4 protein-coding genes are annotated in these 6,479 nt (G+C 60.5%); 2 read left to right on the forward strand and 2 right to left on the reverse strand.

Annotation, left to right across the window (positions count from 1 at the left end; all coding sequences use genetic code 11):
- The first annotated feature begins 131 nt into the window (after positions 1-131).
- Positions 132-1,352: a helix-turn-helix domain-containing protein gene (locus tag ACSQ8V_RS37910; RefSeq protein WP_436209203.1), complete on the forward strand. Its 1,221-nt coding sequence runs from the start codon at positions 132-134 to the stop codon at positions 1,350-1,352.
- Positions 1,353-1,361: 9 nt separating this feature from the next.
- The gene (locus tag ACSQ8V_RS37915; protein ID WP_436209204.1) at positions 1,362-2,048 is read left to right on the forward strand and encodes a Vgb family protein; all 687 of its coding nucleotides are present in this window, start codon (positions 1,362-1,364) and stop codon (positions 2,046-2,048) included.
- A gap of 151 nt (positions 2,049-2,199) precedes the next feature.
- On the opposite strand, the gene ACSQ8V_RS37920 is transcribed toward ACSQ8V_RS37915, so the two are convergent.
- Both ACSQ8V_RS37920 and ACSQ8V_RS37925 read right to left on the reverse strand, forming a co-directional pair.
- Entirely contained in the window at positions 2,200-3,927 is a 1,728-nt protein-coding gene (locus ACSQ8V_RS37920; protein ID WP_436209205.1) for a glycerol-3-phosphate dehydrogenase/oxidase, read from the reverse strand.
- Between the two features lie 26 nt (positions 3,928-3,953).
- The gene (locus tag ACSQ8V_RS37925; protein WP_436209206.1) at positions 3,954-5,477 is read right to left on the reverse strand and encodes an FGGY-family carbohydrate kinase; all 1,524 of its coding nucleotides are present in this window, start codon (positions 5,475-5,477) and stop codon (positions 3,954-3,956) included.
- Positions 5,478-6,479 lie beyond the last annotated feature (1,002 nt).

Below are 6,479 nucleotides of genomic sequence, written 5' to 3' on the forward strand. Positions count from 1 at the left end.
GTCATCATCTTCCCTCCGTCAGGTGTTCTTCGTCGTTCGTTTAACTTCCGATCCGACATGCAGGTTGGTGATAGATTAGTACCGGGCATCGAACGATGGGAGTGACAAGTGTGGCGGGATTCAGATAGACCATGGACCCACTAATTGCGGTCGCGGCGCGTGCGCTCGCCTCGGGTGACCCTCTCGGCGCACTTAACCGGATCGCCTTGCGCGACGACGCGCCCGCGCTCGCGCTCCGGGGCATCGCAATGGCGCAGCTCGGCGATCTTGTCCGAGCGAAGGCTCTCATGCGAAGTGCCGCGCGCGCATTCGGTCCAAAAGAAGCCGTGGCGCGCGCGAGGTGTGTCGTCGCCGAGGTCGAGATCGCGCTCGCCTCAAGAGACCTGGGCTGGTCTGCGAAGACGCTCGACGCAGCGCGGGCGACACTCGAAGCACACGGCGACCGCGTCAACGCAGCGCATGCGCGGTATCTCGAAGTCCGGCGCCTCCTCCTGATCGGACGTCTCGACGAAGCTGAGCGGACGCTCGCCGAGCTAGACCCCACGCCCTTCCCGCCCGCGTTAAAAGCCGTCCACGAGCTGGTCGTTGCGGGGATCGCGATGCGGCGCCTCAAGACCAAGACAGCGCGCGCGGCGCTTGCCCGGGCCGAACGCGCTGCGCACCATGCGGGTATTCCTGCGCTCATCGCGGAGGTCGAAAGTGCATCCCTCATACTGAATACGCCCGCCGCACGCTTGATTTCGAATGGTGAGGAGCGACTCCTATTCCTTGAGGATATCGAAGTATTACTGGCGTCGAAGGCGCTTGTTGTAGATGCATCCCGCCAGCTCGTACGCGATGCAAGCGCCGTGGTCTCGCTCGCGAGGCGTCCAATCTTGTTCGCGCTCGCACGCACGTTGGGTGAAGCGTGGCCCGAAGACGTGCCCAGGGACACGCTCATCGCGCGGGCATTCCGGGCGAAACATGCCGATGAATCGCATCGCGCGCGCTTGCGTGTCGAAGTCGGACGGCTTCGTACCGTGCTTGGGACGCTGGCCGGTGTGAGCGCGACGAAGCGAGGGTTCGTGCTGGTACCGCGTACTGCACGCGAAGTGGTCGTGATGGCGCGGCCCGTTGAAGACAAGCATGCTGCGGTGCTCGTCTTCCTCGCCGACGGCGAGTCGTGGACGAGCTCAGCTCTCGCGCTTGTGCTTGGAGCCAGCCAGCGTACCGTGCAGCGTTCATTGGACTCGCTTGCGGCGGCAGGCAAGGTGCAGTCGTTTGGCCGCGGACGGGCACGTCGCTGGATGACACCGCCCGTGCCGGGATTCGCGACAAGCTTGTTACTCCCCACTTCACTACCCAGTGATTAGGATGGCACCATGAAACGATCAGAAGCCGAAATCATCCGTGAATATGGGCCCTTTCCAGGTGTCGACAGCGTGTCTGGGGTCACGTTTGACGGTCAGCATGTCTGGTTTGGATCCGGAGACAAGCTGAACGCCTTCGACCCGGCGAGCGGAAACCCGCTGCACTCGCTTGATGTCGCCGCCGATGCAGGAACGGCCTTCGACGGCCAACACCTGTTTCAGATTGCCGGGGATATTATCCAGAAGATCGATCCTGAAACCGGCCGGGTGCTCGCCACGATCCCGGCACCCGGTGGCGGCGGTAACTCGGGGCTCGCATGGGCCGAAGGGACGCTCTGGGTGGGGCAGTACCGGAGCCGGAAGATCCATCAGGTCGATCCTGAAACGGGGGCGATTCTTCGCGCCATAGAATCCAACCGCTTCGTCACCGGTGTCACCTGGGTTGACGGCGAGCTCTGGCACGGCACCTGGGAAGATGACGCGAGCGAGCTGAGACATGTCGATTCGCAAACGGGAGAGGTCCTGGAGAGCCTTGAGATGCCACCCGGAGCAGGCGTGTCGGGACTCGAGTCCGATGGCCGCGAGCAATTCTTCTGCGGCGGCGGAAACAGCGGAAAGGTAAGAGCTGTTCGCCGCCCCAGGCAAGACTCCTCGGCCGGCAGCGACGCCGGGATTCCCGTCGACTCTACTAGCGAATAGTCCAAGCGACGCAGCGCGCTGCGCGGAAAGACCTCACGCGCTCCGCAAGCATCGGGCGGACATCACCGCCTGGTGCAATCAACTCCCGCTGCCGCATTTCAGCGTAGGTCCGCACCGGGATTCGTCTAAGTTCAGGCTGCCAACTACTGAACTAATGCGTAAGCTCAGTATCCCTAATCACCATTCCATGGCGCTGCTGGGCGATGTCGCGGGACGATTCGATTTCCCGCCGCATGCGGATAGCATCCCATCCCAGCGAACTCGCCGCGATCGCCGCAGTTTCAGCCAGCACGGCGCCGGTCAATTGACCGGAGATGGCGATCGTCGTGCGACGGAAAAGCAGATCTGCAAGATGCGTCACTGCTTCGTGCTCGCATAGGTACTGAACCTCTCGCACTGTATAACTTGGCTCGCTTGCGAGCGAGCGGTCAGGGAGCCCGTCGTGTATCGACGAGCAGAACGCTGCGATGACGGATGCACTTGTACCGTAACGCGAGAATAAGGTTTCAGCTCGTTCAACCGGAACGCCGCAACGCGCGGCAAGCTCGTTGATCCACGCAGTCCGATCCCCTGAGGTCAGTGGAAAATCATGGCCTCCACCGATAGCTTCGTCGCGAGTGCTGACCCTGCGCGAACGTCCGAGACGCTTGAGCGTATCGTCGGCGACGGATTCGGCAAATCCCCGGAAGGTTGTCCATTTGCCGCCCACCAGCGAAAGCACAGCAGTTTGAGTGTCAGGCAGATGATCGACGTGCACCACGTGATCGCGACTCACGTCGCCCGGATTCGTGGCATCGGAATAGGGCAACGGCCGCACGCCACTATAGCGAAACGTGATGTTCGATGCATCCAGTTCCAGGCGAGGAAAAATCTCCCGTAATACGCCGAGCATATAGTCGACCTCACTGTCCTCGCAGCGAACCTGGTCAGGATCACTTACGCGGATATCGGTCGAACCGACCAGAAGCCGGTCCATAAACGGATAGACAAGACAAATGCGACCGTCCTTCGAGCCGAAGTACACCATGCGGCCCCGCAGTTGCGCATGGAGCTCAGCATGCGTCACGATCAGGTGCGACCCCTTTGCTCCACCGATATACTTTCGCCTGATACCGAGCGCCTGGTTCACGCTGTCGATCCAGGCCCCACCGGCGTTGACGATGAGGGTCGGTGTCACAGGAAAAAGCCGCTCTGACACGAGATCCCGTAGCCAGACCGTGTCGCCTTCCACGTGATCAACCGTAACGTAGTTCGCCGCCGCGGCTTCCTCGCAAGCGGCCAGTCCGTCTGCTACCAGTTCGTAGTTCAGTCGTTCGGCCTGTGTCACCTGTGCATCGAAATACGTGGCGGTTGCCTTGATGGCGGGATCGAGTAATGGCAGACTTTGAAGAGAACGTCTTCTGAGCGCGACGTGGTGACGCGGCATCGTCCGGTGATGGCGACCGAGAAAATCGTAGATCGTGAGACCGAGTTTTGAAATGATCGCGCCGCGGTCGGCGAGCTTCGACTTGACACCGAAAAATCGCAGCGTAGACGCAACAATGCCGCCAAAGTACGAATGAATCGGCAGTACCGTCTCCAGTGGCCGTACAAAATGCGGTGCGTTTTTCAGCAAGAGATTGCGTTCCAGTGTGGATTCGGCAACGAGGCCAAATTCACCGGTTTCAAGATACTTGAGGCCGCCGTGAATGAGCCTCGATGGCGCCGAACTTGCACCTGAGGCGAAGTCCGCTTTATCGATCAGCAGGCAGTCGACCTGTTGCAACGACAGGTCGCGGAATAGTCCTGCACCATTAATTCCGCCACCAACAATTAGCACGCTGACACGGCGCTGTTGCGTAAGCCGGTCGAGAAAGAATTCGCGGGATCGTTCGGTCATTGCTTGTCTCGTGATCAATGTCGTCGTCAATGCGTAGTGGCTGCGCGGTCGAGCGCCGGCCACAATGGGTTCATGCCTGAAATGAGCTGCATGTACAGGGTGTGTGCCTCGGTGAGCTGGCCGTGACGTTCCGCGTCCGGCTGGTGTGTCCGCTGGATGCGGCATGCGCGCGTGGCGGCCTCCGCCAGGGATGGGAACACTCCTGCGCTCACGCCGGCACAGAGCGCTGCGCCAAGTGCACTCGCTTCCTGACTTTCCGGAATATCGATAGGAATCCCGATGGTATCGGCAAACAACTGGGCAAGCATGGGGCTTGATGATCCTCCACCGGTCAGCCCCGCCCGCTGCCCCGGAAGCGCGCTGGTCAGAGCTTCGACATGGTATCGGTGATTGAAGACCATGCCTTCGAGCACGGCCCGCGCCAGATGGGCGCGACGGTGCCAGCCGCGGATGCCAAAAAACGAGGCGCTCGCGGGCTGCTCGAAGGGGGAGCCGAACAGGAATGGATGGAACATGACGGAACTCGGCTCGGCGAATGCCGCCTGTAATTCGTCTCCGATCAGGTCGAACAGCGAGCATCCGCGTTGCGAAGCCTGTTGCGCTTCGTGGGCAAAAAATTCACGCAGGAACCAGTCGACATTGCTCGATGAGGCCGGTGAAATCGACATGTTCATCCATTGACCGGGACGTGTGCCGTTGCGGCACGACCAGCGCGGATCCAGTTGCGGACGGTCCGACAGGATCTCGTTGATGCTGAACGTCCCCGCCGTAATCGACAAGATACCCGGCTCGGTGTTGCCTAGTCCCACGGCACTGGAGGTGACATCGTGCAATCCACACGCGACCGGCGTGCCCTCCTTCAGACCGGTTAGCGCGGCGGCTTGTGCGGTGACCCGGCCTGCGAGTGCCGTGGACGACACGATTTGCGGTAACGCGTGGCCAATAGACGCGAGGCCGTATAGATCGAGGACATCGCCGCTGTACTGTTGCGTGCGGACATCGGTAAAGGATGAACTGGCTTCCGTTGGGTCCGTTGCCGGGATGCCAGTCAGACAGAGGCGAAGCCAGTCCTTGCAGAAGAGCACATGGCCGATCTTTGCGTACCGCTCGGGTTCGTTGACCTGGATCCATTTGAGCAGGCTGACGGCGGCGTAGGGATACGGCTGCTGCCCGGTCAATTCCAGTGCCTGTTGCAGCACGCCGGCTTCGCGCCATTGATCGCGAACGTCGAAGGCCCGGCTGTCGAGCGACAGAATGCCGGGGCCGAGCGGAGCACCGGCGTGGTCGACCAGGTAGAGGCCGTCGCCGTGTCCGGTTACGCCGATAGCGGCGATCGCCTCGGCGGGCACTTGGCTAAGCGCGAGCGCATCGCGAATGGCGCCACTTGCCGCTGCCCAGGTTTCTTCCATGTCGCGTTCGACGTAGCGGGGACGCGGCTGCCGCTGCTCCACACGCCGGGAGCCTACGGCCACGGTGCGACCGGTGGTGTCGAAGATAACGGCCTTGGTCGCGGTCGAGCCGCTGTCTAGGCCCAGCAGATATGTCGCCATTGTGTGTCCGATCCATTAGAGGTTTTTTTCCGTTCGCACTCGGGGTTGGGGGCAGGTTGCTAGGGTTGGGGGTGGTGGTTTCGGTGTTAGGGGTATGTGCCGGGTTGGTGCTTTCGGTGTTAGCGGTCGGAGTCAATGCCGGGTTGGTGCTTTCGGCCGTGGTGGTCTGCGTGAGTCGGATTTTCTCTTTATCACTGTTAGCCACTGTGCGTGGCGGCACGTCATTTCTTTGTCCAAAGCGACAAAGAAACGAAGCAAAGAAAGCGCTTTAACCGCTCTACCCTAAGTGTCCACAGCGTGCAGTTTCTATTCATAGGTGCCCCAAAAGCACGGTGCTCGCCAGAGCGCCGGATGTGTGAACCCCTCCTTCTCGCGAATCCTGACACGAACACGCTTCGCCCCGTACGCTCTCGGGCAAGCACAATTGCCAAGGAACCACACGCTTCGCCACCAGTGATTGAACCTGCCCAAGGAGCACCCCGCGCTATCCGCGGACGACCTCCCTCCAATGTGTACGCGCCTCGAACCTCGTCGCCAACCCGCCAAGAAACGAAGCCGCGAAGATGCGGGCGGCCGTAACCGACGAAAATAGCCGTACAGAACGCGCAGCCAATTCACAAAAAACTGAAGCAGTAAACACAAACACGCATGAAGCTGTGGCCTATGAATACGGTCGCACAGACCAGGTAGCTAACCTGTCAAAAAACCGCAGCCGTAAATACCTGTAAGGCCGTGCGGGTTCCTTGGCAATGGTGCTTGCCCGAGAGCGTACGGGGCGAAGCGTGTTCGTGTCAGGATTCGCGAGAAGGAGGGGTTCACACATCCGGCGCTCTGGCGAGCACCGTGCTTTTGGGGCACCTATGAATAGAAACTGCACGCTGTGGACACTTAGGGTAGAGCGGTTAAAGCGCTTTCTTTGCTTCGTTTCTTTGTCGCTTTGGACAAAGAAATGACGTGCCGCCACGCACAGTGGCTAATAGTGATAAAGAGAAAATCCAACTC

Source organism: Caballeronia sp. LjRoot31, from assembly GCF_964253885.1.
GTDB lineage: Bacteria > Pseudomonadota > Gammaproteobacteria > Burkholderiales > Burkholderiaceae > Caballeronia.